At 69.9% G+C, this 24,060-nt stretch carries 19 protein-coding genes, 1 tRNA gene, 2 pseudogenes and 1 riboswitch; of the genes and pseudogenes, 7 read left to right on the top strand and 15 right to left on the bottom strand.

Annotation, left to right across the window (positions count from 1 at the left end; all coding sequences use genetic code 11):
* Positions 1-369: 369 nt before the first annotated feature.
* From WJ438_RS12290 to WJ438_RS12270, 5 genes are all read right to left on the bottom strand, one after another.
* Positions 370-807 (bottom strand): hypothetical protein, encoded by a 438-nt coding sequence (locus tag WJ438_RS12290; RefSeq protein ID WP_406725276.1) that lies wholly within the window; start codon positions 805-807, stop codon positions 370-372.
* Positions 808-1,402: 595 nt separating this feature from the next.
* The gene (locus WJ438_RS12285; protein WP_406725275.1) at positions 1,403-1,750 is read right to left on the bottom strand and encodes a hypothetical protein; all 348 of its coding nucleotides are present in this window, start codon (positions 1,748-1,750) and stop codon (positions 1,403-1,405) included.
* Positions 1,751-1,957: 207 nt separating this feature from the next.
* Positions 1,958-2,656 (bottom strand): IS21-like element helper ATPase IstB, encoded by a 699-nt coding sequence (gene istB, locus WJ438_RS12280; protein ID WP_406729662.1) that lies wholly within the window; start codon positions 2,654-2,656, stop codon positions 1,958-1,960.
* A 145-nt stretch (positions 2,657-2,801) separates the two neighbouring features.
* Positions 2,802-4,073, bottom strand: a complete 1,272-nt coding sequence (gene istA / locus WJ438_RS12275; protein ID WP_406725274.1) for an IS21 family transposase — start codon at positions 4,071-4,073, stop codon at positions 2,802-2,804.
* A 314-nt stretch (positions 4,074-4,387) separates the two neighbouring features.
* On the bottom strand, positions 4,388-5,080 hold the full coding sequence (locus WJ438_RS12270; protein WP_406725273.1) for a formylglycine-generating enzyme family protein: 693 nt from the start codon (positions 5,078-5,080) through the stop codon (positions 4,388-4,390).
* A gap of 259 nt (positions 5,081-5,339) precedes the next feature.
* Here WJ438_RS12270 and WJ438_RS12265 point away from each other — a divergent pair.
* Positions 5,340-5,438, top strand: a tRNA-OTHER gene (locus WJ438_RS12265).
* Between the two features lie 49 nt (positions 5,439-5,487).
* On the opposite strand, the pseudogene WJ438_RS12260 reads toward WJ438_RS12265, so the two are convergent.
* Positions 5,488-6,653 (bottom strand): annotated as a pseudogene (locus WJ438_RS12260) (tyrosine-type recombinase/integrase).
* 966 nt (positions 6,654-7,619) lie between these two features.
* Positions 7,620-7,910, bottom strand: coding sequence for a hypothetical protein (locus WJ438_RS12255; protein WP_406725272.1), 291 nt, complete (start codon positions 7,908-7,910; stop codon positions 7,620-7,622).
* 257 nt (positions 7,911-8,167) lie between these two features.
* On the opposite strand from WJ438_RS12255, the gene rlmN reads away from it, so the two are divergent.
* The 4 genes and pseudogenes from rlmN to WJ438_RS12235 all read left to right on the top strand — a co-directional run bounded on the left by rlmN (position 8,168) and on the right by WJ438_RS12235 (position 13,340).
* Positions 8,168-9,274 carry a 23S rRNA (adenine(2503)-C(2))-methyltransferase RlmN gene (gene rlmN / locus WJ438_RS12250; RefSeq protein WP_406725271.1) on the top strand — a complete coding sequence of 369 codons (1,107 nt, stop codon included), beginning with the start codon at positions 8,168-8,170 and terminating at the stop codon, positions 9,272-9,274.
* A gap of 60 nt (positions 9,275-9,334) precedes the next feature.
* Positions 9,335-9,440, top strand: a riboswitch (TPP riboswitch).
* A gap of 80 nt (positions 9,441-9,520) precedes the next feature.
* Positions 9,521-10,650: pseudogene (locus WJ438_RS12245) on the top strand (thiamine ABC transporter substrate binding subunit).
* On the top strand, positions 10,626-12,320 hold the full coding sequence (locus tag WJ438_RS12240; RefSeq protein WP_406729661.1) for an ABC transporter permease: 1,695 nt from the start codon (positions 10,626-10,628) through the stop codon (positions 12,318-12,320). The pseudogene WJ438_RS12245 and the gene WJ438_RS12240 overlap by 25 nt, the downstream one beginning before the upstream one ends.
* Entirely contained in the window at positions 12,321-13,340 is a 1,020-nt protein-coding gene (locus tag WJ438_RS12235; RefSeq protein ID WP_406725270.1) for an ABC transporter ATP-binding protein, read from the top strand.
* 64 nt (positions 13,341-13,404) lie between these two features.
* Here the strand turns inward: WJ438_RS12235 and WJ438_RS12230 are convergent, their stop codons facing one another.
* From WJ438_RS12230 to WJ438_RS12205, 6 genes are all read right to left on the bottom strand, one after another.
* Positions 13,405-14,067: an LAETG motif-containing sortase-dependent surface protein gene (locus tag WJ438_RS12230; protein ID WP_406725269.1), complete on the bottom strand. Its 663-nt coding sequence runs from the start codon at positions 14,065-14,067 to the stop codon at positions 13,405-13,407.
* 319 nt (positions 14,068-14,386) lie between these two features.
* Positions 14,387-14,794 carry a VOC family protein gene (locus WJ438_RS12225; RefSeq protein WP_406725268.1) on the bottom strand — a complete coding sequence of 136 codons (408 nt, stop codon included), beginning with the start codon at positions 14,792-14,794 and terminating at the stop codon, positions 14,387-14,389.
* A gap of 110 nt (positions 14,795-14,904) precedes the next feature.
* A complete protein-coding gene (locus WJ438_RS12220; RefSeq protein ID WP_406725267.1) occupies positions 14,905-16,311 on the bottom strand; it encodes a hypothetical protein in 1,407 nt (468 codons plus the stop codon).
* On the bottom strand, positions 16,293-17,042 hold the full coding sequence (locus WJ438_RS12215; protein WP_406725266.1) for an ABC transporter ATP-binding protein: 750 nt from the start codon (positions 17,040-17,042) through the stop codon (positions 16,293-16,295). Before WJ438_RS12215 ends, WJ438_RS12220 begins: the two co-directional genes overlap by 19 nt.
* Positions 17,043-17,302: 260 nt before the next feature.
* Positions 17,303-18,685, bottom strand: a complete 1,383-nt coding sequence (locus WJ438_RS12210) for an aspartate aminotransferase family protein (RefSeq protein WP_406725265.1) — start codon at positions 18,683-18,685, stop codon at positions 17,303-17,305.
* A 2-nt stretch (positions 18,686-18,687) separates the two neighbouring features.
* Positions 18,688-19,206, bottom strand: a complete 519-nt coding sequence (locus tag WJ438_RS12205) for an Lrp/AsnC family transcriptional regulator (protein ID WP_406725264.1) — start codon at positions 19,204-19,206, stop codon at positions 18,688-18,690.
* A gap of 181 nt (positions 19,207-19,387) precedes the next feature.
* On the opposite strand from WJ438_RS12205, the gene WJ438_RS12200 reads away from it, so the two are divergent.
* Positions 19,388-20,827 (top strand): gamma-aminobutyraldehyde dehydrogenase, encoded by a 1,440-nt coding sequence (locus WJ438_RS12200; RefSeq protein ID WP_406725263.1) that lies wholly within the window; start codon positions 19,388-19,390, stop codon positions 20,825-20,827.
* A 204-nt stretch (positions 20,828-21,031) separates the two neighbouring features.
* Here WJ438_RS12200 and WJ438_RS12195 read toward each other — a convergent pair whose 3' ends face one another.
* Together WJ438_RS12195 and WJ438_RS12190 are read right to left on the bottom strand one after the other, a co-directional pair.
* Entirely contained in the window at positions 21,032-21,736 is a 705-nt protein-coding gene (locus WJ438_RS12195) for a glycerophosphodiester phosphodiesterase (protein ID WP_406725262.1), read from the bottom strand.
* A 53-nt stretch (positions 21,737-21,789) separates the two neighbouring features.
* Entirely contained in the window at positions 21,790-22,857 is a 1,068-nt protein-coding gene (locus WJ438_RS12190) for an adenosine deaminase (protein ID WP_406725261.1), read from the bottom strand.
* Between the two features lie 469 nt (positions 22,858-23,326).
* Here WJ438_RS12190 and WJ438_RS12185 point away from each other — a divergent pair, with 469 nt between their 5' ends.
* Positions 23,327-23,920: a DUF4190 domain-containing protein gene (locus tag WJ438_RS12185; protein WP_406725260.1), complete on the top strand. Its 594-nt coding sequence runs from the start codon at positions 23,327-23,329 to the stop codon at positions 23,918-23,920.
* Positions 23,921-24,060: the final 140 nt, after the last annotated feature.

Below are 24,060 nucleotides of genomic sequence, written 5' to 3'. Positions count from 1 at the left end.
ATCCGGGCTACTCCCGCGATCACCTCGAAGAGATCATGCATGCCCTACCCAAGAAGTCAGCACGAGAGCTGCGCAAGCTCGTATGGGGTCTCGACTCCAAGATCCTCAGACGAGCCAAGGTCATCCACGCTCATTCCCCCGACGTCCCGTGGTGGCGAGACCAGCTCTAGACGTCCCCGGGCCGTCTCTGGGCCGTCGGAGGGTGCTCAACGATGACCAACGCTGACAACCACCGACAGCTAAGTCGCAGGTCGCAGCGTTGATCGATTACACGGCCGCAGGTCAGAGACCCGGCCCTTCACTTCTTCGGCTACTGATCGCGCTCGATGGAGCTTGACTCGCCCATTGAGACTCCGCCGACCTCGTCTCCTAGTGGCCGTAGATGTGCCCTCGCACCAGTGGGTCGTTCTCCAGGGCGAAGTCTGAGACCTTCCAGAACTCGTTCAGCCGCGGGTGCTGCAAGGCGGCTTCGCGATCGAGCTTGCGCCCGAAGAGCGGCCCATCGGGGTGGGCCAGGCCAGCGGTCACAAGCGTGGAGGCAGGCGTGGTCTGCCCCATCACCGGACCGACACGGCAGGCGAAGGCAACGTGGTCACTCCACTGATCTGGCCCCTCGCCCCACGTACCGAAGATGACGTCTATCCAGGCATCGTGGTCTCGGTCAGTGTGGTGGTAGCAGTTCGCAAAGTACACGGCGTGCGGAGCACCGTCGGCATAGATGAAGTCCCACGCCCGCTCAATGGGGGCATTGCAGCAGTCGCACGTGAACTCGCGAGTCTGGCGGTCGGGACCGAATGTCAGCAGCATGCGCACATGATGCTCGATCCGGCGATCTGCGCGCCTGGCGGGTGCCCGTGCCCCACGCGTGCCCGATCGGCCGGGGGCGAGGGGGAGCCACGGGGAACGAGAGTGACGAAGCCGCTCCCCTGCAGGTCAGCGAACTGGCAGGTCAACCGGAATCCACGTACGGGATCTTCCAAACTGGTGCTCGTCAGAGCGCCCGGGCATGCTGGGCGCAGAGATAGAATCTGGGAGGGACCATGCTGCACGCTGCACGTTCGGGGGACTACGGCCCACTGATCAGCTACTTGGTCTTCGTTGTGTTCTGTCTGGCGCTGGCCCTCGATGTCGGAAAGCTCAACTCGCGGACGCAAGAGAGACTGCAGACAGGACCTCTCAAGCGTCTGTACGCGGCCGTTCCTACTTGGGCCTTCCGGTACGCCGTTCCGCTCGGTGGACTCGCACTCATCACGGTGGGCATGTTGTTCATGTAGCGACCCCTAGCCCGTGTCACAACCGCGCCAGATCGGGCAGGGAATCGCGGGTGCGGGCGGAGGCCACAGCCAGCAGAGTCGGATGCCAGTGGCACGCAGGTCAACGGCCAAATCGCTCTACCTCACTCCTAAAGCGGTGGCTTCCTGGCAACCAACGGCAGCGGCCAGCCGGCGCAGGCCACTAGTGCGCTGCCGTCCTCGGTGAGGAAGAGCAGGGTGGTCCATGTCCGATCGGCAGCATCGATCAGCCCTGTGCGCACGGGCTGGCCATGTTCGCGGATGAGCTGCACTGCTCGTTCCAGCCCAAGAGGTTCGAATCCGTGCATCCGCATGCGCTGAAGTCGGCGCTTGAAGACTCCGGCATGCGCGCCAGCGGGTTGTGCCCGGTCTGCCACCCAGTAGGTGGCGCCGCTGCGGAGGGTGGCCAGAGCTATCACGGATGCCTCGTCATCACCGGCCAACAGCGATTCCAGCACATGCCGTTCCGTGGTCACCCGCCGTTTGGATCTTGCGGTACAGCAGCCAGGTACCGCAACCCCAGCAACCGCCCCCGCACGGTGGCGTCCCTCCGGGCCCGCCCAGCGGCCGGAATGGCCGTCACTGACCGATTGTCGGCGGCGGCTGAACTTGGACCCACTTTGGCCGGTTGAAATCTGACCCGGGTGTCTTCGGTTTCGGTTGTTTCAGTCGTTGTCGCTGGTGGTGGGGACGCGTCCGAGTTCGCGTCCTCGCATGCGGTAGGAGTCGCCTTTGAGGGAGTGGACCTCGGCGTGGTGGACGAGGCGGTCGATCATGGCGGCGGCCACGGTCTCGTCGCCGAAGACCTCTCCCCGGCGTCCGAAGGGCTTGTTACTGGTGACGATCACGGACGCGCGTTCGTATCTGTTCGAGACCAGCCGGAAGAACAGGTTCGCCGCCTCCGCCTCGAAGGGGATGTAGCCGACCTCGTCCACCACGATCAGCGGGTAGCGGGAGAGCTTGGTGAGCTCTTGCTGGAGCCGTCCGGCGTGGTGGGCGGCGGCCAGGCGGTCGACCCACTCGGCGGCGGTGGCGAACGCGACACGGTGTCCGGCCTGGCAGGCGCGGACCGCCAGCCCGATCGCCAGGTGTGTCTTCCCGGTGCCCGGCGGACCCAGAAAAACGGCGTTCTCCTTCCCGGCGATGAAGTCCAACGTGCCCAGATGTGCGAGCTGTTGTCGCGTCATGCCGCGCAGATGGGTGACGTCCAGTTCCTCGATCGTTTTGACCGCGGGGAGGCGGGCCGCCCGCACTCGCGCCTCGCCGCCGTGCGATTCACGGGCGGAGACCTCGCGTTGGAGGCAGGCGACGAGGTACTCGGCGTGGGTCCAGGACTCCTTGCGGGCGCGTTCGGCGAGCCGCAGGCGGCGTCCAGCAGGGCCGGGGCCTTCATCGCGCGGGCCAAAAAGGCAAGGTCAGCAGCGGTCTGGGAGCCGGTTCTGCGGCCCGCCGGTTTGCCAGCACCCTCCTTGGTGTCGTTGCCGATGACGGTGATGGGGGTGCGGGGCATCAGCCGGCCTCCCTCTCGCCGCCGCCGTCGATGACGGTGAACAACCGGTCATAGGAGCCGAGTTCGCGTTGTTCGACCTCGACGAGTGGGCCGGAAGCATCCTGGGTTGTGGCCTGGCGTGTGGCCTTGGACTGGACGGCCTGCTGATGGTGCAGGTGTCCGCGCATCGTCTTGCCCGCATCCGCGTGGTCGGGATCGGTGATGGTCTGGTGGCGGGCCCAGCAGCGTGGGTGCCGGGCGACGATTTCGCCGCCCGGGGCAAGGGCGATGACCTCGTCGTTATCGGTGAGCACGGTGACAGTACGGCCGATCGCGGCGGGGTGCACGGAGTAGTCGTTGGTGTCGACGCGGACGTAGTGGTCGCGGCCGATCCGCGTCTGCATCCGCCACCAGGCGGGCGGGTCGACGGGCGGCAGGGTGAGCATCCCGGCCCGGTCGGCCTCCCACCGCTCGACCGGGCGGGTCTGCAGGGTGCGGTGGACCCGTCGGTTGGCGACCGCCCGCCAGGCCGTCAGCTGAGTGTTGAAGTCGCCGGGACCGCCGAATGTGCGACCGGGCAGGAAACTCGTCTCCAGGTAGCCATTGGCCCTCTCGACCAGGCCCTTCGCTTCCGGATCACGAGGCCGGCAGAGGTGGATCTTCGTGGCGAGCAGGCCCGCGAACGCGGCGAACTCGGCCGCCGGCCTGCCGCGGCCGACCCCGGCCTCGTTGTCCCAGACCAGCGTCTTGGGCACCGCGCCCCAGGCGGACAGCAGCCGCCAGTGCCCGTCGATCAGATCGCCGGTTGTGCGGGAGGGCAGCATCCGTGCGGCGATCACCCGCGAGTAGCCGGACACCATCACCAGCACCGGCGGGCGCCCCGTCTGCCCATAGCCGAGCGGGATGTCCGCCTCGGGAAACCACAGATCGCACTGGGCCGGCTCGCCCGGCTGATAAGTCGTGCGGGAGACCGGATCGACGGGAACGTAGGCGGGTCGCAGTTCACGCACCCGCTCCTTGAGGACCGTCATTCCGCGCTCCCACCCGATCCGCTCAGCGATCACCGTGGCCGGCATCGTGGGGGTCTCCCGCAAAAGCTCACGGATCTGCACCTCGACCGCGTCGACCACCGATCCCTTCGTCGGACGCTCGTACTTCGGTGGCCGGTCGGTGGCCAGTGCCCGCTTGACCGTGTTCTTCGAGATGCCCAGATGCCTCGCGATCGCCCTGATCGGCATCTGCTCGGCCCGGTGCAGCCTGCGGATCTCTGCCCAGTCCTCCACGCAGATCACCCTCTCCCTCCTGACCTCAGATCAAGATCAGGCTCAGGCGAAGATCACCAAGTGGGTCACTTTTGATCCGCCATCAGAGGGTCAGGATTCGAGCGACGCCGAGACCGATCCGGCTAGAGCTACGGATCAGGAGGCCGTGCCCCAACCATGCCCGATCGGGCGGGGAACCACGGGGAACACCGGGCAGTCACGGCACGCGGACATGAGAGCGGCCCCCGACCGGGCATCCAGGTCAGGGGCGGCGCCCTGTCCGCGGTTCTTCCGCCGGCAGGGGACCTGTCGCTGTGCCGGAGCTCCCAGGGCGCGCGTCCTGTCTACGTGTTGCCTCCGTGCTCAGCATGTTCCTGACTGGTTGGCACGGGTGCGACCGGGCGGACTGCGGTGAAGTCCTGGAACTCGTAGCGGGTGGCGGAGAGCAACAGCAGCCACTCGTCGCAGCCCTGCCACGGAGAGAGGTCGCCGGCCCCTCCTCGCACCACCCGCGGTCCGTCCCCGGTGCGGGGGCGTGCGTCCACCGGCGCGTCCGCGAAATCCGGGATCCACGCGTCGGCGCAGATTTCGTTGGCCGACCCCATCGCCGCCAGTCCGAAGGCGTTCTCAGCCGCGGCAGTGCGTTCCTCGTCGGCGAAGTCGTCGAGCACCTGGTCCTTGTCCGGCCTCCCATTCCCGTGGAAGGTCAGAGTGGTCGTGCCCGCCCGGGCCGCATACTCCCACTCCGCCTCGCTGGGCAGCCGGAACGGCAATGCTTCGAGCAGGTCATCCAAGTCGTCCTCGAACCGGGCCGTGTTCGAATCCGAGTCGGCGAAGCTGTCCTCGTACTCGGGTAGCCAGCGCCGTGCTTGCGCCACCGTCAGCGGATGCCGGGCGATCAGGAACGGCTCGACCTGCACTTCTCGCACCGGCCGGGCCCGGACAGCACCGGCGAAGAACGCTTCGAGGTCGTCATCGGCGCCGTCGGCCCGCTCGATGGCACGGACCGCGTCCAGTTCCGCGTCGGACAAGCCCATTAGGAACGTCCCACCGGGAACAGCCCGGAAGACCACTCCGGAGGGAGTGTGCCGCCAAGCCGGTCGGCCGGCCACGATCTCTGAGCCCACATGGTGCCGGACGCTAGCAGTCGGGCATCCCGAATGAAGGAGGGGATCCAGGAATGGGGCGTGGTCAACTGATCACCTTCTGGACGCCGCAGCGCTGCACCACTACCGCACCGGATCGAGCGGGGAACAGCGGGGAACCACGGTGAAGACAGTCGAGCCCAGTAGGAGCGCGGGTCGTACGTCCGCCCGGTTCAGCGCTCGAACCGTCCGCGAACAACCGCAGCTTCCCAAGCTGAGAGCGCGAGTTCGATTCTCGTCACCCGCTCCACGAAGAAGGCCCAGGTCAGAGCCCCGGGCCTTTCTGCTGTCCGCCGTGATCAGTCGTCGCATGCCAGATCCGTGCCAGAAGACTCCTCAGCGGTCTTCCGGGCAGCGGCGGCAGCCCGAGCCTTCCTCACGGTCGCGTCGAGGCCGGCGGCCACCTCTTCCTGACGCTCCTCGTCGGAGTGCTGATAGATCAGCGCGGCCTTCTCGGACGACTGCCCGGCCCGCACCATCGTGTCCTTCAGCGTGGCGCCGGACCGGGTGGAGAGCGTGTGCCCGGTGTGCCGGAGGTCGTAGAACCGGAAGCCCTCGGGCATGCCGACGATCTCCCGCGCCCGCCGCCACTTCCGTCCGAAGGTGCTGCGCCGGAAGGGTGCCCCCTTCTCCCCGACGAAGACCAACCCGTCCGGTCCCGGCTCGGCGTACGACTCCAGATGCCGGCGGAGCTCCCGGCGGAGGAACGCGGGAAGGATCACAGTCCGGGTCCCCGCCTCCGACTTGGTGTCGCCCTGGACCCGCCGGCCGTTCATCCGTTCCGGCTCAGCGAGGCGGATTTGAATGCGAAGGGTCTCGACGTCGACGTCCCTGCGACGGAGGCCGGCCAGCTCCTCCGGCCGCATCGGGCCGTAGGCGCCGAGGTACACCATCAGCCGCCACCGCATCCCCACGGCGTTGGCGAGGGCGTCGACCTGGGCGACGGTGGCGATGCGCCGCTCGGCCGCCTTCTCCTTACCGGCGCCCTTGATCCGGCACGGGTTGCGCTGGATCAGCTCGTCATCGACGGCCGTTTCCATGATGGCTTTCAGGAGCCGGTACGCCTTCGCCGTGATCGTCTTGGCACCCGTGCCCCGCAACCGCTCGGCTCGCCGCTCACGGACACAAGGTGCGGTGATCTCGTCCAGGTCCAGGTCCGCGAAGGCGGTCAGGTGCTTGTCAAGGAGATAGCGGTAGAGGTCCCGGGTCAGCGGAGCCAACTCCGCTCCTCCACCCACTTGTCGGCGTAGGCCCGGAAGCCCACCGCGCCGGCCTCGGCATCCCTCCACTCGCCGCGGCGGATCTCCGTCTGCTTCTCAGCGAGCCAGTCATCCGCGTCGGCCATCGACTCAAAGGTGAAGGGGGCACTGTCACGCGGCAGGTCCGGACCCGACGGTGCGGGCCTCCACCGCGCTCCGGCTCTCGGCCACCACTGGCCGGTCGGCCAACCGCGGTCACCGGCCATCGGCCACGGCTGCGACTGCGGCCAGGGGACGTTGCCGCACCAGTCCCAGCGGTGTGGGTCGGCCGGTCGAGGCTCGGAGACGGCGCCGTGGGCGCTCACGCGGTTCCATACGACGAAATCAGCCGGCTGGGGACGACGGCCTGGATCCGAACTCCGCGGCCATCCATTGGCGGAGGCCGATCGGTATGGCCGCGCAGACGGTCAGAAGCACGCTCACGAAAATCCAGACTCCCGACTCCCGGCTGACGGACAAGGCGACCACAGTGCCGATGAGTGCCCCCGCAGGCAGGCCGAGCGTAGGCCGCCAATCCTGTACACGGTCCGCCAGGACGACGCCCAGGCACAGGGCCGGGGATCCTCCAAGAACCAAGAGCATGTTCCTGCCGTTGTGCTCTTGCTTCCCCGGTTCCGTATCGCAGTAACGGCGTCCCGCCGCACAGTCGGCGACGTCGATCCAGTCCGCGATCCCCCAGGCCAATCCCGTAACACTGAATACGAGCAGGACGAACGCCCCCCACCTAATGACCATGTGATGGAGCGTAGGCCACGGCTGCACGAGAGACCAGGACAGCACGCACCGGCCTCCCCGCCACGGAAGTTCGTCTCACCGCGCCTCGATCAAGAACTCAAGGACTTGCAGAACCGCGTCGCAGAGCTTGAGCGACTGGCCAGCCGCCAGGAGTAAAGCCGCCCCGGACCGCTGAGCGAAGGGTTCTCGTGCCCTGCACGTGCCCGATCGAGCAGTGCGCGACAGGGAACACCGGGGAGCCACGGCGAGTCCCCAGAGAACGCACAGGTCAGCGTATCGCCAGCTCAGCCGCTGTCCGCATACGCGATCTTCCAAACTGGTGCTCCAGGATCCGAGTGCGGCGCTTGACCGGGTCATTAAAACTCCAGGCCAAAGCCGCTACGCCGACCTCAGCGTGTGCCATCTGGACAAGCCCGCGGACACCCAGGCCCTCCATGTCAGCGGTCCGGGAAGCTGGCCACGCCGCGTAGGACAATCCCGATCAAGAAGAGGGCTGCCCCCACTGCGAGCAACTTCAGCGAGGCATCGCCCGACAACGCGAAGAGGAAGAACACGCAGAAGCAGAAGAAGCCGCATCCCGAAAAGATGTGGCCGAGCCCGTGGGCCACGGGGCGCAGGACCCGGCCTCGCTCCCATGGGTGGATCCAGCCGGCGGTGAGCCCCGCCACGCCCAGCCCCACCATGCCCAGAGCGAAGGCCATCATCGCCAACAGGACCACGTAGATCACCGCACCTCCCAGCGGAGATCGTGGCACGCGAATGTCCCCTCTGGTGACCTCACCTCACAGCCCGTCTGACCAGCCCACCAGACCTCAGCAACCGCCCCGCCCGTAGTTCGCATCGCAGGGCACACCGCGACACCCCACCCGGGCCGTCTCTGGGCCGTCCGAGGCCGCTCACTGGCCACCGATGACGACTACTAACGACAGTCGTAACGAGCGACAGCCGCAGGTCACCCGTTTGGATCTGCGACACTGGTACCGCCATGCCTAAGCCCGGAGAACTCACTTTTGTCGCGCCGCTTGCTGCCAAGAAGCCGCCGCGGCACCTTGCCGACCTTACGCCCGCCGAGCGCAAGGAAGCGGTCGCAGCGGCCGGTGAGAAGCCGTTTCGCGCCAAGCAGCTCTCGCAGCACTACTTCTCGCGGTACGCGCACGATCCGGAGCAGTGGACCGACATTCCCGCCGGTTCCCGCGCCAAGCTCCAGGAGGCGTTGCTTCCCGAGCTGATGACGGTCGTCCGGCATCTGTCGACCGACCAGGGCACCACCCGCAAGACGCTGTGGAAGCTGTTCGACGGAACCCTCGTCGAGTCGGTGCTCATGCGGTATCCGGACCGGGTGACGATGTGCATCAGCTCGCAGGCGGGCTGCGGCATGAACTGCCCCTTCTGCGCGACCGGGCAGGCAGGGCTCGACCGGAACCTGTCCACCGCGGAGATCGTGCACCAGATCGTGGACGGGATGCGGGCGCTGCGGGACGGCGAGGTCCCCGGAGGACCGGCGCGGCTGAGCAACATCGTCTTCATGGGGATGGGCGAGCCGCTCGCCAACTACAACCGGGTGGTGGGCTCGATCCGCCGTCTGACCGACCCGGAGCCCGACGGGCTCGGACTGTCGCAGCGCGGGATCACCGTCTCGACCGTCGGGCTGGTGCCGGCGATCAACCGGTTCTCCGACGAGGGCTTCAAGTGCCGCCTCGCCGTCTCCCTGCACGCGCCCGACGACGAACTGCGCGACACCCTCGTCCCCGTGAACACGCGGTGGAAGGTGCGCGAGGTCCTCGACGCCGGTTTCGAGTACGCGGCCAGGTCGGGGCGGCGGCTGTCCATCGAGTACGCGCTGATCCGGGACATCAACGACCAGGCGTGGCGCGGCGACCGGCTCGGGCGGCTGCTGAAGGGCAGGCCCGTGCACGTCAACCTCATCCCGCTCAACCCGACGCCCGGCTCCAAGTGGACCGCCTCGCGGCCCGAGGACGAGAAGGCGTTCGTGGACGCGATCGCCGCGCACGGTGTGCCGGTGACGATCCGGGACACCCGTGGGCAGGAGATCGACGGGGCCTGTGGCCAGCTCGCCGCGAGCGAGAGGTAGCCTTGCCGGCGTAGGAGAGGTTGCGAGAGCAACAACTTCATATCGGGTCACCACACGTTCATATTCCGACAGGGGAGCGCCACAGCGCTGAGAGTGCGGCACCGGCCGCAGACCCTCCGAACCTCGCCCAGGTCATTCTGGGTAGGGAGATCGGTCATCACTCGAGCTGTTGTGCCCTGCCCGGGACACCCGTGAGGGTCCCGGACAGGGCCGCGTCTCTTCCTGGTCACCCCCAGGAGGAATCCGGTGAGCATCACCAAGAAGGTCACGATCCTGGCCCTCGGGCTGGGTCTGGTCACCCTGTCCGCCTGCGGCTCGTCCGACGGTGACAACCAGGGGTCCGGATCCGGGTCCGGCGGGTCCAGAACCGTGACCCTCGTCAGCCACAACTCGTGGGCCGCGTCGAAGGACGTCATCGCCGCCTTCGAGGAGGAGTCCGGCTACAAGGTCAGGGTCCTGGAGGACGGCGACGCCGGACAGGCGGTGAACAAGGCCATCCTGACCAAGGACAACCCCCAGGGCGACGTCTTCTTCGGCGTCGACAACACCCTGCTCTCCCGCGCACTCGACAACGGCCTCTTCCAGTCGTACGAGGCCAAGGGCTCCGACCTGGTCCTTCCCGAGTACCGCGCCGACGAGGACAAGCACCGGGTCACGCCCGTCGACACCGGCGACGTCTGTGTCAACTACGACAAGGAGTGGTTCAGTGAGCGCGATCTGACCCCACCGCGGACCTTCGACGACCTGATCAAGCCCGAGTACAAGAACCTCCTCGTCACCGAGAACGCCTCCACCTCCTCGCCCGGCCTCGGCTTCCTGCTCGGCACCGTCGCGAAGTACGGCGATGGGGGCACCTCCCGCTCGAGTGAAGCCGAGAGCGGGGAGGCTGGACGGACTACTGGAAGAAGCTCAAGGCCAACGGCGTGAAGGTGGTCGGCGGCTGGGAGCAGGCCTACAACGAGGAGTTCTCCGGCTCGGCCGGCGGCAAGCAGGCCAAGGGCGACCGGCCGCTGGTGGTGTCCTACGCCTCCTCGCCGCCCGCCGAGGTGATCTACGCCGACCCGAGGCCGACGACCGCTCCCACCGGTGTCGCCGACGGCACCTGCTTCCGCCAGGTCGAGTACGCGGGACTGCTCAGCAACGCGGAGAACCCCGAGGGCGGCAAGGCACTGCTCGACTTCCTGCTCACCAAGGAGTTCCAGGACGACATGCCGCTGAACATGTTCGTCTACCCGGTGCGCGAGGGCGCCCAGGTGCCCGAGGACTTCGCGAAGTACGGTCCGCAGGCCGAGAACCCCGAGACCATGGACCCGGTGAAGATCGCCGACCATCGTGACCAGTGGGTCAAGTCGTGGACTTCGCTCGTACTGAAGTGAGCCGAGCCGCCGCCGCGCGAGGGCGCGGGCGGAGGCGGCGGCGCGGGACCGCGGCGCGGCTCGGCCTGATGGCCGTGCCCGTCGCGTTCTTCGCCGCCTTCTTCGCCTACCCCGTCACCGCGATCGTCGCGCGCGGTCTGAAGGCCGACGGGGTCTGGCGGCTCGGGCGGATCGGGGACGTACTGGCGCAGTCCGACGTCCGGCAGGTGCTGTGGTTCACCACCTGGCAGGCGCTGGTCTCCACCGCCCTCACCCTGTTGATCGCCCTGCCCGGCGCGTATGTCCTCGCCCGCTTCGACTTCCCCGGCAGACAGCTGCTGCGGGCGGTGGTCACCGTTCCCTTCGTGCTGCCGACGGTCGTCGTCGGCACGGCGTTCATGGCACTCGTCGGGCGTGGTGGACTGCTCGACGAGCTGTGGGGCGTACGGCTGGACACCACCGTGTGGGCGATCCTGCTCGCGCACGTGTTCTTCAACTACGCCGTCGTCGTGCGGACCGTCGGCGGACTCTGGGGGCAGCTCGACCCGAGGCAGGAGGAGGCCGCGCGGATGCTCGGCGCCTCACGGTTCACGGCCTGGCGGACCGTCACCCTGCCCGCGCTCGCGCCCGCCGTGGCCGCCGCGGCGCTGATGGTCTTCCTGTTCACCTTCACCTCCTTCGGCGTGGTGCAGATCCTCGGCGGGCCCACCTTCTCCACTCTCGAAGTGGAGATCTACCGGCAGACTTCGGAGATCTTCGACCTGGCCACCGCCGCCGTCCTGACGATGATCCAGTTCGTCGCGGTGGGCGCGATCCTCGCCCTGCACGCCTGGACCGTACGGCGGCGGGAGACCGCGCTGCGGCTGGTGGACGCCTCCGTGACCGCGCGCCGGCCGCGCGGTGCCGGGCAGTGGGCGCTGCTCGCCGGGGTCGTCGCCACCGTCGCCGTCCTGCTGATCCTGCCGCTCGCGGTGCTGGTGGAACGGTCCTTCGGCGACGTCGGAACCGGCTACTACCGGGCGCTGACCCGGAACGACGGGGGAGTGTTCCTGGTCGCGCCGATCGAGGCGGTCGGCAACTCCCTGCGGTACGCGGTCGCGGCCACCGCCATCGCGGTGGTGATCGGCTCCCTGGCGTCCGTCGCGCTCACCCGGCGGGACGCGGGACGGCTGGTGCGCGGCTTCGACGCCCTGCTGATGCTGCCGCTCGGGGTGTCCGCCGTGACCGTCGGCTTCGGGTTCCTGATCGCTCTCGACGAGCCGCCACTGGACCTGAGGTCCTCCTGGATCCTGGTGCCGCTCGCGCAGGCGCTGGTCGGCGTCCCGTTCGTGGTACGGACCATGCTGCCCGTGCTGCGGGCCGTGGACGTGCGGCTGCGGGAGGCGGCGGCGGTGCTCGGGGCGTCGCCGTGGCGGGCCTGGCGCGAGGTGGACCTGCCGATGGTGCGGCGGGCGATGCTCATCGCGGCCGGGTTCGCCTTCGCGGTGTCGCTGGGCGAGTTCGGCGCGACGGTGTTCATCGCCCGACCGGACAACCCGACACTGCCGGTGGCCGTGGCACGGCTGCTCAGCCGGCCGGGTGACCTCCACTACGGCCAGGCGATGGCCCTGTCGACGATTCTGATGATCGTGTGCGCGGTGGCGCTGCTGGCGCTGGAGCGACTGCGGACCGACCGATCCGGGGAGTTCTAGATGCTGTTGAGCCTCGAGGCCGCCACCGTCCGCTTCGGCGGACGGGCGGTGCTGGACGCCGTCGACCTGGGGGTCGCCGAGCACGAGATCGTGTGCGTGCTCGGGCCCAGCGGCAGCGGCAAGTCCACGCTGCTGCGGGCGGTGGCCGGGCTGCAGCCCCTCGACACGGGGCGGATCTCGCTCGCCGGGCGCGATCAGGCGGACGTGCCCGCGCACCGGCGCGGGGTCGGGCTGATGTTCCAGGACCACCAGCTGTTCCCGCAGCGGGACGTGGGCGGCAACGTGGCCTTCGGGCTGCGGATGCGTGGCGCGTCACGGACCGAACAGGCCGGCCGTGTAGAGGAGTTGCTGGAACTCGTCGGACTCCCCGGGGCGGCCGGGCGGGCGGTGGCGGCGCTGTCCGGAGGAGAGCAGCAACGTGTCGCCCTGGCCCGCGCCCTGGCGCCCAGCCCAAGGCTGCTGATGCTCGACGAACCGCTCGGTCAGCTCGACCGGACGCTCAGGGAGCGGCTGGTCGTCGAACTGCGGGAGCTGTTCGGCCGCTTGGGCACCACTGTGCTCGCCGTGACGCACGACCAGGGCGAGGCGTTCGCGCTGGCCGACCGGGTCGTCGTGATGCGGGACGGACGAATCGCCCAGTCCGGTACGCCCCTTGAGGTGTGGCAGCGTCCGGCCGACGCGTTCGTGGCCCGCTTCCTCGGCTTCGAGAACGTGGTCGAGGCGCCGATCGGCGCGGACGTCGCGGTGACGCCGTGGGGCAAGGTCCCGGTGCCGGCGGACGCCCCGCAGGGTACGCGGACGCTGCTCGTCCGGCCCGCCGGGGTCCGGCTGGTTGCGGCCGAGGCGGGCCTGCGCTGCACGGTGACCGCGCGTACCTTCCGGGGCACCCATGTCGCGGTCCGCCTCCAGCCCGAGGAGGCGCCCCGACTGGAGGCCGCCTGCGCGCTCAGAGCGGCACCGGAGGTCGGGGACGAGGTCGGGGTGGAGTTCGACGCGGCCGAGGTCGTCGTACTGGACTGATCCGCGGCGGACGCGCGATGGCCCGCCCCCAGCGGGGACGGGCCATCCTGCTGTGCGTGAGGCGTCAGCTGTCGCTGCTCGCCCCGCGACGGCGCATGCCGAAGAAGACCGCCCCGCCACCGACGACGACCAGGGCCGCCGCGATACCGGCGATCAGACCGGTGTGGGAGTCCGCGCCGGTCTCGGCGAGGTTCGAGTCACCGACGGCGGGCGACGGAGCGTTGTCCGAGGTGTCCGCCGAGGCGGTGGTCCCGGGCTCCGACTCCGACGGGGCCGGCGTGCCGGGCTCGTCCTCGGCCGGGGTCGAGGCGGAGGCCGACGGCGTCGGCGTGGGTTCCGGAGCCGGGGTCTCCTCCTCTCCCTCGCAGGCCACGGCCGGGGTGGTCAGGTTCGGCTTGATGTCCTCGTCCACGTAGGGCTTGGCCTTGACGTGGATGCGGTACTCGGCGTTGGGCTTCCAGTCCTCCTCGAAGGTGAGGGTGACGCCCTCGCGGGAGCCCTTGACCACCTGCTCGCCGATCTTCTTCTCATCGGCACCGTTGTTCTCCAGGAACACGGTGACGGTGGCGGGAACACCGGCCGGGTCCACGTCGGTGACGGTGATGACACCCTTGTCACCGACGCACTTCGCCTCGGCCGAGAACTCGTTGATGTTGCAGGCGGCCGCGCTGCCTGCGAGACCGATGGTGAGCGCGGCCGACGCGGAGACGACGCCGAGGGCGCGCACGGTACGGCGCGAGGCCGTACGGCGTGATACGGACAGAACTGCCGCGTTTGTCCTTTACGGGATACTCAAATGCGGGGGGTGGAGGGAGAGTTGACAGAGCATCAGCACTCCCGTGAGGCTCCCAGATCTATAAGCGGCGCATAAGTAGTGTCAACGCATGTGCCGATAGCAGGCCGTGGCTTTACCTTCTTATTGCCCACCCGGGTGTTTCAACGCCCCCGGAGCCTCCTCGATCCCGTCCGGCGGCGCCCGGGAGGGGGCGGCATGAGCGGGGAGCGTCTTCACCCGCTCATGCCGGGCCGTGCGTACGGGCCTCTCCTCAGCCCTCCACGACGGACGGGTCCATCCACACGACCTCCCAGGTGTGGCCGTCCGGGTCGTCGAAGGCGCGGCCGTACATGAAGCCCTGGTCCTGGGTCTCGCCGCTGACCGAGCCGCCCGCCGCGACGGCCTTCTCGACCAGTTCGTCGACCTTCTCGCGGCTCTCGGAGCTCAGGGCCAGCAGCACCTCACTGGTCTTCGTGGAGTCGGCGATCTCCTTCTTCGTGAACTCCGCGTAGCGCTGCTTGGTGTGCACCATCGCCACGATGGTGTCGCTGATCACGACGGAGGCGGTGTGCTCGTCGCTGAACTGCGCGTTGATCGAGTAGCCGAGCTCCGTGAAGAACTCCTTCGAGGCGTCGAGGTCGTTGACGGCCAGGTTCACGAAGATCATCTGCTGGTACATGTCGCGTCTCTTTCCGCGGTGTGCCGGGTTCCGTAGCGTTCGACGGGGAGACCGGGGGCCGGCTCGGAACTCATCGTCCGGCGGAGATCCCCTCCGCGGTTTCCTGCCCCTCAGGCGGACAGGGGCAGCGCCGACAGCCCGGCCACGACCACGGTCAGCGGCCCGAACAGGGCGAGGAGCGCGCCGGCCCTGAGGACCGCGGCCCGGCGCGGAGTCGAGGCGGGAGCGCCCAGACGGAGCAGCGCGGCCGTGGTACCGGCGTGCGCGTGCTTGGCCTCGACGGCGGCCGTCAGCAGGGTCGCCATGGTGCACCCCATCACCACCAGCACCCCGAGCAGGGTGAGCGGCCCGGCCGACAGGCCGTCGGCGTAGTGCGAGCCCATGGCGTACGCGGCCGACAGCACGGCGCAGACCACACCCAGCGGACGGCCGATCCGGGGGGCCTCCGTCATGAGGAACCGACCGGCCAGCAACCGCAGGGCACCCGGGCGGACCGACTGCAGCAGACGGCCGCACAGATGGGTGAGACCGGGGCCGACCCAGGCGAGGCCGACGGCGGTCAGCGCCAGTCCGGCCAGGACTCCGGGCCGGTCCCCGGGGGAGGTGGCGGCACCGCCATGGCTCGCATAGGCCTCCACGGCCAGTCCCGCGGCCAGCACGGCAATGCCCCAGGGCAGACCGGAAGGTGCCGAGCGGGTGACGCCGGTCGGCTCCTCGGCAACCCGGGCGAGGGCGGTCGGGGCGGTGGTCGGGACGGCAGCCGGCTTCTCGGGGACCGGCACGGGGCCGTCGCTCGCGCCGTCCGGCCCGTGCGCCCGCACCTGCGTCTCCTCGGGGACGGCCTCCGGTTCCGGTGGCCGCTGGGCGGCGCTCGGCCGTCGGCCGTGGGCCGCCGCCAGGTGCCTGCCGAAGCGTCCGTACGCGCCGAACGTCTCCCGCTCCGCCGTACTCCGGTACGCACCGAAGCGGCCGTACACCCGTTCCGCGCGGGACGCGCCCGTGGTCTGCTCGCGTGGACGCAGCGCCACCGCCACCGCCGCCGACGCGCTCACCGGCAGCAGCGCCAGCAGCGTCAGGGCCGCCGGGAGCGGCAGTGGCCTGCCCGCGGCCAGGAACTCGGGGGCGGCCCCGTCGAAGGGCCTCCCGGTGAGGTCGCCGCGCAGGTGGAGGAAGACGAGCAGGGCGACCATCGATCCCAGGGTGCAGGCCAGTGCCGTGGTCGTCGCGGAGACGGCCATCAGCCGGACGGGGCCGAGGCCGATCGCCGAGAGCCCGGACCGGGGCCTGGTCCCCGGGTCGGTCCGGGCCACCGCGACGGTGAAGTACACCGTGGCCGCCAGCGGGGCCGCGCACCAGGCCAGCCGGAGCAGTGAGACGGACGGCGTGTCCGGGTGGCCGATCGCGTGGCCGAGAGCGCACAGGAGCAGAAAGCCCGTGCCCGCGGAGGCGGCGGCGACCAGGAGGCGGCGCAGCTGGACGGCGGGGCGGGCACCTCGGGTCAGACGAAGAGCGAGCACGCGGCCCGGCCCTCCGTCTCGACGGTCCCGGAGATCGGAGGCAGATGCACGGTGCGCACCTGGCGCCCGTCGAGCAGCGAGACGGTGCGGTCGGCGAGGGCCGCGGTGTCCGCGTCGGCGGTCGCGAGGAGCACCGTGATGCCGTGCGAACGGGCTGCCGTGGTGAGCGTGCGCAGGACGTGTCGGCGGTCGGCGCGGTGCAGCGGCGCGGTCGGCTCGTCGGCGAACAGCACCGAGGGGGCCGGGGCGAGGGCGCGGGCGATACAGACCCGCTGGCGCTCCGCGTGCACCAGGTCCGCGGGGCGCTTGCGGGCCTTGTCGCCGATGTCGAGGCGCTCCAGCCACTCCATGGCCGTCGACTTGGCCAGGCGCCGGGCGGTGCCGCGCAGCATCAGGGGGAGGGCGGTGTTCTCCCAGACATTCAGCTCGGGGACGAGCGTCGGGGCCGGGTCGATCCAGCCGAAGCGTTCCCGGCGCAGCCGCTCGCGGGTGGCGGGACTCATCGTGTGCACGGGCACGCTGTTGAACCAGACCTCGCCGCTGCGCACGGGCACCAGTCCGGAGAGACACCGCAGCAGGGTCGTCTTGCCGCTGCCGCGCGGGCCGCCGACGGCGAGGATCTCGCCCTCCCCGACGCCGAGCGAGACCCCGCTCAGTCCGGGAGAGCCGTCTTTGTGCCGGAAGTGCAGGGCGCGTGCCCAGAGCACGTCGTTGTCCGGTGGGGCCACCATGGCGTACACCTCGATTCGGATCAGAAATGCCGTACGAGATTCGTGAAACCCCCTATGCGGGGGAACGAAGGCAAGGCCGATCGGTCACTGGGAACGCTAGGCAGGACACGGCGGGAGGCCGGACAGCACGCGGCCCCGGGCCGCCGTTTCTCACTCGAACGGGCGGCACCGGGGCCGTAATTGATCATTCCAGCCGAAGATCACAGCGGTGGATCAGTGAAGCACGGCAGTGGATCACAGCGGTGGGTCGCAGTGGTGGGTCACAGCTTCGTCCACGCCTCCGTCAGCGTGGCGCGCAGGATCTGCTCGATCTCGTCGAAGGTCTCCTGGTCGGAGATCAGCGGCGGGGCGAGCTGGATGACCGGGTCGCCGCGGTCGTCGGCACGGCAGTACAGGCCGTTCTCGTACAGCTTCTTGGACAGGAAGCCGTACAGGACGCGCTCGGTCTCCTCGTCGTCGAAGCTCTCCTTGGTGTGCTTGTCCTTGACCAGCTCGATGCCGTAGAAGAAGCCGTTGCCGCGGACGTCGCCGACGATCGGCAGGTCGTACAGCTTCTCCAGCGTCGAGCGGAAGGCGCCCTCGTTGTCCAGGACGTGCTGGTTGAGGCCCTCGCGCGCGAACAGGTCGAGGTTGGCCACGGCCACCGCGGCCGAGACGGGGTGGCCGCCGAAGGTGTAACCGTGCAGGAAGACGTTGTCACCCCGGTAGAACGGCTCGGCGAGGCGGTCCGAGATGACGCACGCGCCGATGGGCGAGTAGCCCGAGGTCATGCCCTTGGCGCAGGTGATCATGTCCGGGACGTACCCGAACTTGTCGCAGGCGAACGTCGTGCCCAGGCGGCCGAAGGCGCAGATGACCTCGTCGGAGACGAGCAGTACGTCGTACTGGTCGCAGATCTCCCGGACCCGCTGGAAGTAGCCGGGCGGCGGCGGGAAGCAGCCGCCCGCGTTCTGCACCGGCTCCAGGAAGACCGCGGCGACCGTGTCCGGCCCCTCGAAGAGGATCTGCTGCTCGATCTGGTCGGCGGCCCAGCGGCCGAACGCCTCCGGGTCGTCGCCGTGGATCGGGGCGCGGTAGATGTTGGTGTTCGGGACCTTGTGGGCGCCCGGCACCAGCGGCTCGAACGGGGCCTTCAGGGCGGGCAGCCCGGTGATCGACAGGGCGCCCTGGGGGGTGCCGTGGTAGGCCACCGCGCGAGAGATGACCTTGTACTTGGTCGGCTTGCCGGTCAGTTTGAAGTACTGCTTGGCGAGCTTCCAGGCGGTCTCCACCGCCTCGCCGCCGCCCGTGGTGAAGAAGACCTTGTTCAGGTCGCCCGGGGCCTCGGCGGCGAGCCGCTCCGCCAGTTCCACGGCCTTGGGGTGGGCGTAGGACCAGACGGGGAAGAAGGACAGTTCCTGCGCCTGCTTGAAGGCGGTCTCGGCGAGTTCGACGCGGCCGTGCCCCGCCTGGACCACGAACAGGCCGGCGAGACCGTCGAGGTATCGCTTGCCCTTGTCGTCGTAGATGTGGGTGCCCTCGCCGCGGACGATGGTGGGGACGGGGGAGTTCTCGTACGAGGACATGCGGGTGAAGTGCATCCACAGGTGGTCGTACGCGGACCTGCTGAGGTCGCTGAGATCCTTGGGGCTGTCGGTGCTCACGATTATCGGGTTCCCCACATGTAGGTCTGCTTCTTGAGCTTGAGGTAGACGAAACTCTCGGTGGAGCGCACACCGGTCACGGCCCTGATGCGTCTGTTGATGACCTCCAGGAGGTGGTCGTCGTCCTCGCAGACGATCTCGACCATGAGGTCGAAGGAGCCCGCGGTCATCACCACGTACTCGCACTCGTCCATGGCGCTCAGCGCGTCGGCGACGGACTCCACGTCCCCCTCGACGTTGACGCCGACCATCGCCTGCCGGCGGAAGCCCACGGTGAGCGGGTCCGTGACGGCGACGATCTGCATCACGCCCTGGTCGAGCAGTTTCTGGACGCGCTGGCGCACGGCCGCCTCCGACAGACCGACTGCCTTGCCGATCGCGGCGTAGGGCCGGCGGCCGTCCTCCTGGAGCTGCTCGATGATGGCGAGGGAGACGGTGTCCAGGTGGGGACCGCCGCCGTTCCTGGACTCGCGGGAGTCCCTCGGTTCTGCGCTTCGACTGGCCACATGGTCACTGTGCACGAGGTCTCGACTGTTTTGCAAGGCGTATTCGATGAAATTCGTTGTCTTGAGGGTTTAAGTTTGCGGATTTCGCAGACTCGGAGCGGGCGGGGGTGTTGAAAACGTCAGTGGTCCGTCTAGGGTGGGTGTCTCAGAGGTTGGACACCTCGGACATCCGCGAGGAACACCAGGAGGGCCTGCAGTGAGTACCGAGCTGCGTCGTCTGCGCAACTACATCGGCGGTGAGTTCCGCGACGCCGCCGACGGACGGACCACCGAGGTGGTCAACCCCGTGACCGGTGAGGCGTATGCGACCGCGCCGCTGTCCGGACAGGCGGATGTGGACGCCGCGATGGCGGCCGCCGCCGAGGCGTTTCCCGGCTGGCGCGACACCACGCCGGCCGAGCGGCAGAAGGCCCTGCTGAAGGTCGCGGACGCCTTCGAGGAGCGTGCCGAGGAACTGATCGCCGCCGAGGTGGAGAACACGGGCAAGCCCATCGGGCTGACCCGCACCGAGGAGATCCCGCCGATGGTCGACCAGATCCGCTTCTTCGCGGGTGCGGCCCGGATGCTGGAGGGCCGCTCGGCCGGCGAGTACATGGAGGGTCTGACCTCCCTCGTGCGCCGCGAGCCGGTCGGTGTCTGTGCCCAGGTCGCCCCCTGGAACTACCCGATGATGATGGCCGTGTGGAAGTTCGCTCCGGCGATCGCGGCGGGCAACACGGTCGTTCTGAAGCCGTCCGACACCACGCCGGCGTCCACCGTCCTGCTCGCCGAGATCCTCGGCTCGGTCCTGCCCAAGGGCGTCTTCAACGTCATCTGCGGCGACCGCGACACCGGCCGCATGATGGTCGAGCACGAGACCCCGGCGATGGCGTCCATCACCGGTTCGGTGCGCGCCGGCATGCAGGTCGCCGAGGCCGCGTCCAAGGACCTCAAGCGCGTCCACCTGGAGCTGGGCGGCAAGGCTCCGGTCGTGGTCTTCGAGGACACCGACATCGCCAAGGCCGTCGAGGACATCTCCGTCGCGGGCTTCTTCAACGCCGGCCAGGACTGTACGGCCGCCACCCGCGTCCTCGTCCACGAGTCGATCCACGACGAGTTCGTCTCCGCGCTCGCCAAGGCGGCCGCCGACACCAAGACCGGCATGCCGGACGACGAGGACGTGCTGTTCGGCCCGCTCAACAACCCTCACCAGCTGGCCCAGGTCGAGGGCTTCATCGACCGGCTGCCCGCGCACGCGCGCGTGGAGGCCGGCGGCAAGCGCGTCGGCGAACAGGGCTTCTTCTACGCACCGACCGTCGTCTCGGGCCTGAAGCAGGACGACGAGATCATCCAGAAGGAGGTCTTCGGCCCGGTCATCACCGTCCAGACCTTCACCGACGAGGACCAGGCCGTCGAGTACGCCAACGGCGTCGAGTACGCGCTGGCCTCCTCGGTGTGGACCAAGGACCACTCCCGCGCGATGCGCATGTCCAAGAAGCTCGACTTCGGCTGCGTGTGGATCAACACCCACATCCCGCTGGTCGCGGAGATGCCGCACGGCGGCTTCAAGAAGTCCGGCTACGGCAAGGACCTGTCGGGGTACGGCTTCGAGGACTACACGCGCATCAAGCACGTGATGACGTCGCTGGACGCGTAGGCGCTCCGCCGGGGGAGCAGTGGTTCCCCCGGCCGCCGTCCGGCCCGGGCCGTCCGGGGGCCGCGGGCCGTGCGCGGCTGGTCGCGCAGTTCCCCGCGCCCCTTCGGGGTGGCTGGTCGCGCAGTTCCCCGCGCCCCTTCGGGGTGGCTGGTCGCGCAGTTCCCCGCGCCCCTTCGGGGTGGGGGAGCAGTCACGGCCGGCCGTTCACGTCCGTGGGGGGCCCGCCCGGCCGTCGCGCAGGGCGCACAGGACGTCGACGCGGTTGGTCGTGATCGAGTCGGCGCCCATCGCCAGCAGGCGGCGCATGGAGCGGCGGGTGTCCGGGGTCCACACGGACAGCAGGTAGCCGTCGCGGTGTACGCGGTCGGCCAGGGCCCGGTCGACCAGGCTGAAGCGGTAGTTCAGCCAGCGCGGGCGGATCGCCTCCAGGAGACCGGCGCGCGGCGGGGCCAGCGTCGTGCGGGTGAGGGCGATCTCGGCGAACGGGTCCGCCGCGCGTACGGCGAGCATGGCGGCGGCGCCCGCGCAGTAGTACACGCGGTCCCGAGCCCCGTGCTCCCGTACGACGTCCACGATCCGGCGCATCGCCCGCGGGTGCGGGGCGCCCGGCAGGTCCAGCATGACCCTGCTGCCCTCGGTCGCCGACAGCGCGTCCGGCAGGGTCGGCACGCCGCCGTCGGTCAGGCCGCGCACCTCCTCCCAGGACAGCGACCGCAGCGGGCGGTCGTGCTCCCAGAGTCGCTTCAGCGTCTCGTCGTGCAGCAGGACCGGCACGCCGTCCCGGGTGAGGCGCACGTCGAACTCGACCGCGTCCGCGCCCCGGTGGAGCGCGGAACGCAGCGAGGCGAGCGTGTTCTCGCGGACGCGGTAGGGGTCGCCGCGGTGGGCAACGGCGGTCACCTGGTGCATGGCAGCCCTTCGCGGGGTCGGTTCATCACGTGGTGGCTGGTCCGCCGGGGCGGTCAGCGGGCGAGCCAGGACGTGGTGTAGGTGTCGATCTCGGCGGCCAGCCGCGCCTTGGCGGGCCGGTCCAGGAAGGACGCCTCCACCGCGTTCTTCGCCAGCTCGGCCAGGCCCCGCTCGTCGAGGTCCAGCAGTCGCGCGGCGAGCAGGTACTCTTTGTTGAGGTCGGTGCCGAACATCGGCGGATCGTCGGAGTTGACGGTCACCAGGACACCGGCCTGGACGAACGCCTTCAGGGGGTGCTCGTCGAGGGTGGTGACCGCGCGGGTGGCGAGGTTGGAGGTGGGGCACACCTCCAGCGCGATGCGCCGCTCGGCGAGATGCGCGAGCAGCTCGGGGTCCCGGGCGGCGCTGGTGCCGTGCCCGATCCGCTCGGCGCGCAGGTCGCGCAGGGCGTCCCACACCGTTTCCGGGCCGGTGGTCTCACCGGCGTGCGGCACCGAGCGCAGGCCCGCGGCGATGGCGCGGTCGAAGTACGGCTTGAACTGCGGCCGGGGCACCCCGATCTCGGGCCCGCCCAGACCGAAGGAGACCAGGCCCTCCGGGCGCAGCCGGTCGTCGGTGGCGAGCCGCGCCGTCTCCTCGGCGGCCTCCAGGCCTGCCTCGCCGGGGATGTCGAAGCACCAGCGCAGCACCGTCCCGAACTCGGACTCGACCGCCTTCCGGGCGTCCTCGATCGCGTCCATGAAGGCACGCGCGTCGATCCCGCGGCGGGTCGACGAGAACGGGGTGATGGTCAACTCGGCGTACCGCACCTGCTGCCGGGCCAGCTCACGCCCCACCTCGAAGGTCAGCAGCCGGACGTCCTCGGGCGTGCGGATCAGGTCGACGACGGTCAGGTACACGTCGATGAAGTGGGCGAAGTCCGTGAAGGTGAAGTAGTCGACGAGCGCCTCGGGGTCGGTGGGGACCTTGGAGTCGGGGTGACGGGCGGCCAGCTCCGAGACGATGCGGGGGGAGGCGGAGCCGACGTGGTGCACGTGCAGTTCGGCCTTGGGCAGTCCGGCGATGAAGGCACGCGGGTCACGGCCCGGTATTCCGGTGGACGTGTCGAGGCGGTCGGTCATTGTTCCTCCCCGGAACGGCGTCCTCGGCCGGTGTGCGGCGGGACACGGATGATCGGCTGATCGGTGGATCGGGGATCATCGTAGGACGGGTGCGCCCGACGGGGCGCCGGGGCCGTAACATGGCGGGACGTTCGACGGAGGGGGTCCAGCGCATGTCCGACGACGCGCAGGCGCCAGAGGCGCGGGGGAGCACGACGGGCGGTACACCGCCCCGGGGCCCGCATGACCATGACGACGTGTGGGCGGCGCCGGCCGACAGCGGGGCCGCTCGGGCGCAGCCGCCCCAGCGCCCGCCGCAGGACGTGGCGTCCCAAGTCACCCAGGTGGACCTGGGCGCTCAGGGCGCATCCGACCCGTCGGGCTCCACCGGAGCCGTGGACCCGTGGGCACTCCCGGAGTTCGACCCGCCGGCCCCGGCACGGGTGCGACCGGCGCGGCGGCCGCTCCCTCGGCCCCCAGCGCCCCCTCCGTGCACGAGCAGCAGACGGTGACGTCCTTCCCCGCGATGGGCGCCCCCGCCGCCACCCCGGCGCAGCCGCCCGCCCAGCCCTGGGCCGGCCCCGCCACCCCACAGGCACCGCCCGTCGGCCCCGGCGCGGCGGCCCCCAACCCCTTCGCGCCCCCGGCCGCCGAGCCGGTCCCGCCACCGCCCCTCGCCCCCGACGGCCCCGGCCGGGTTCCGTACGGCTACCCGGGCGGCCACCCGAGCGGTTACGGCCACCCGGCCCCGCAGCCGCCCGGTTACGGCGGCGCACCCGGTTATGGCGGCGTACCCGACCCGGGCTACTACGGCTGGACCGGCATGGCACCGATGCCGAGCAACGGCATGGGCGTCACCGGACTCGTGCTCGGCATCATCTCGGCCGTGATCTTCTGCTTCTGGCCGGTGGCCATCGGGCTCGGCGTCCTGGCCGTGATCTTCAGCGCGCTCGGCCGGGGCAAGGCGGCCCGCGGCGAGGCCACGAACCCGGGACACGCCCTGGCCGGTCTCATCTGCGGCGCGGTCGGCATCGTCCTGGGCATCGGCTTCGGCGTGCTCGTCCTCGCCACGTCGTCCTACTGACCCCAGACACCTCAGAGAGCCCCGACCCGGCCCCGAGCGGACGTCGTCACGCCCGCTCGGGGCCGGATCGGGCACGAAGGGACCGCCACGTCCGTTCCGGTCCGGACACCGCGTCGGCGCGGATCCGGACGGCGCTCGCC

The organism is Streptomyces sp. GD-15H, from assembly GCF_045291515.1.
Classification (GTDB): Bacteria; Actinomycetota; Actinomycetes; order Streptomycetales; family Streptomycetaceae; genus Streptomyces.
Note: the sequence above shows the minus strand (reverse complement) of the source record. Positions and strands in the feature narration are given on the sequence as shown.

Bases quoted from the DNA above. Each gene is read 5' to 3' on its own strand.
- WJ438_RS12190 (WP_406725261.1), bottom strand. From the start codon at position 22,857: ATGACCGACCGCCTCGACACGTCCACCGGAATACCGGGCCGTGACCCG.
- WJ438_RS12215 (WP_406725266.1), bottom strand. From the start codon at position 17,042: ATGGTGGCCCCACCGGACAACGACGTGCTCTGGGCACGCGCCCTGCAC.
- WJ438_RS12225 (WP_406725268.1), bottom strand. From the start codon at position 14,794: ATGTACCAGCAGATGATCTTCGTGAACCTGGCCGTCAACGACCTCGAC.
- WJ438_RS12195 (WP_406725262.1), bottom strand. From the start codon at position 21,736: ATGCACCAGGTGACCGCCGTTGCCCACCGCGGCGACCCCTACCGCGTC.
- WJ438_RS12290 (WP_406725276.1), bottom strand. From the start codon at position 807: ATGCTGCTGACATTCGGTCCCGACCGCCAGACTCGCGAGTTCACGTGC.
- rlmN (WP_406725271.1), top strand. From the start codon at position 8,168: ATGCCTAAGCCCGGAGAACTCACTTTTGTCGCGCCGCTTGCTGCCAAG.
- WJ438_RS12235 (WP_406725270.1), top strand. From the start codon at position 12,321: ATGCTGTTGAGCCTCGAGGCCGCCACCGTCCGCTTCGGCGGACGGGCG.
- WJ438_RS12270 (WP_406725273.1), bottom strand. From the start codon at position 5,080: ATGGGCTTGTCCGACGCGGAACTGGACGCGGTCCGTGCCATCGAGCGG.